This window comes from uncultured Enorma sp. (genome assembly GCA_905210055.1).
In the GTDB taxonomy this organism is placed as follows: domain Bacteria; phylum Actinomycetota; class Coriobacteriia; order Coriobacteriales; family Coriobacteriaceae; genus Enorma.
Window position 1 is genome coordinate 1 of sequence record CAJLVH010000217.1, and the last position, 1,841, is coordinate 1,841.

The 1,841-nt window shown below is 60.8% G+C and carries 1 protein-coding gene and 2 pseudogenes; all 3 read left to right on the forward strand.

Features of this window, described 5'->3' with window-relative positions; genetic code table 11:
• A pseudogene (locus QZ079_RS09315) lies at positions 1 to 315 on the forward strand (conjugal transfer protein); the annotation flags it as partial.
• 8 nt (positions 316 to 323) lie between these two features.
• Entirely contained in the window at positions 324 to 1,331 is a 1,008-nt protein-coding gene (gene traJ, locus QZ079_RS09320; RefSeq protein ID WP_297037566.1) for a conjugative transposon protein TraJ, read from the forward strand.
• A gap of 18 nt (positions 1,332 to 1,349) precedes the next feature.
• Positions 1,350 to 1,841, forward strand: a pseudogene (traK, locus tag QZ079_RS09325) (conjugative transposon protein TraK); the annotation flags it as partial.

Here is a 1,841-nt window from a genome sequence, read left to right on the forward strand (position 1 = left end):
CGCATCGTCACCGACACGAACTTCTCGGTCGAGGAGCTGGCGGCCATCGCCATAGGGTACAAGCGCATCATCGAGGAGGCGGCCGGAGAACTGAAGGACCTCGGCGAGATCATCAACCCCACGGATATGAGTCTCACGGACAAGGATCGTATCGACGTGGTGGAGCGCGTCTATGGCACGCTCATGCGCCACCGGCGCCTCGCAGGTTACTTCACGCGCCGCTGCATCAGCGTTTCGCTGCTGCGCGCACGCACACACCGCGATATGGAGCGCGTGGTGGCGCTCTACGGCACGGACGAACAACGCTACTGGTGATGGTTCACATGCTGCTATCGATGGACAACATGCACGGCATCCTCCGTCAGCTCTATACCGATATGATGACGCTCTGCGAGGGCATGACCTCCGTAGCCTCGGGCATCGCAGGTCTCGGAGCGCTGCTCTACATCTGCTACCGTGTGTGGCAATCGCTGGCACGCGGCGAGGCCATAGATCTCTTTCCGCTGCTGCGGCCCTTCGCACTGGGGATCTGCATCATGTTCTTCCCCACACTCGTACTGGGATCGCTCAACGGAATCCTTTCGCCCGTGGTGCAGGCCACGCACTCGCTTATGGTCGGCCAGACCTTCAATATAGAACACTACATGGAGCAGCGCGAAGCGCTCGAACGCGAGGAACGCGAGCGGCTGCCTGCGGATTCCTACTACGCGGAGGATCCCGAAATGGAGCGCGAGCTCGACGCCCTGGGGCTGGACGAGCAGACGCGCAGCACCCTCGACAAGATGGACGAAGAGCGTTCCTCGTGGTCGTTCAAGGGCTGGCTGATGAAAGGATTAGCCTACATACTGGAGTTGGCCTTCGCCGCCGCAGCGGTCGTCATCGACGCACTGAGGACCTTCTATCTGGTCGTGCTCTCCATCCTCGGACCCCTGGCATTCGCCATCGCAGTCTTCGACGGATTCCAGAGCTCGCTTACCAACTGGCTCTCCAAGTACGTCTCGATCTACCTGTGGCTGCCGATCTCGGATCTCTTCTCGGCCATCATCGCTCGTCTGCAAATACTCTCGCTCCAGCAGGAGACGACGGGCGGCACGGCCGTCACGCTGATCTTCATGGTCATCGGCATCTGCGGCTACATGTGCATCCCCTCGATCTCTACGTGGATCGTGCAGACCGGAGGCATATCGAGCTTCAACCATACCGTAGCCCGCACCACGACACTGGCGGCCGGCTTAATGGGCATGGCCGCAGGAAAAGGATACGCCGGCGGCAAGGCCGCGTGGCACGGCGTCAGGTGGGTTGCCGGAAAACTCCGGGGAACACGTCAATAACCGCTTTACATTCGCTGTATGGAATTCAAAAGTCTTAAAAATATCGAAAGCAACTTCCGGCTCATACGCATCTGCTGCGCCCTCTTCGCCGGATTGTGCGCTGCCGTGGCCGTAGCCTCCGTAGGCGGCAGAAGATCTACGTCCTCGACGGCGGACGATCGCTCATGGTCGCCCTCTCGCAGGACCTCTCCCAGAACCGCCCCGTGGAGGCGCGTGAGCACGTGCGGCGCTTCCACGAGCTCTTCTTCACCCTCTCGCCCGACAAGGCGGCCATCGAGTCCAACCTGAACCGTGCGCTGCTGATGGCCGACCGATCGGCCCTGTCGTATTACAAGGCCCTGAGCGAAAAGGGATTCTTCAACCGCCTGATCGCCGGCGGCATCTCGCAGACCGTACGCATCGACAGCATACGCTGCAACTTCGACAGCTATCCCTACCAGGTGACGACCTACGCCCGGCAACGCATCATGCGCGAGAGCACCATCACCGAGCGGTCGCTCGTAACGACCT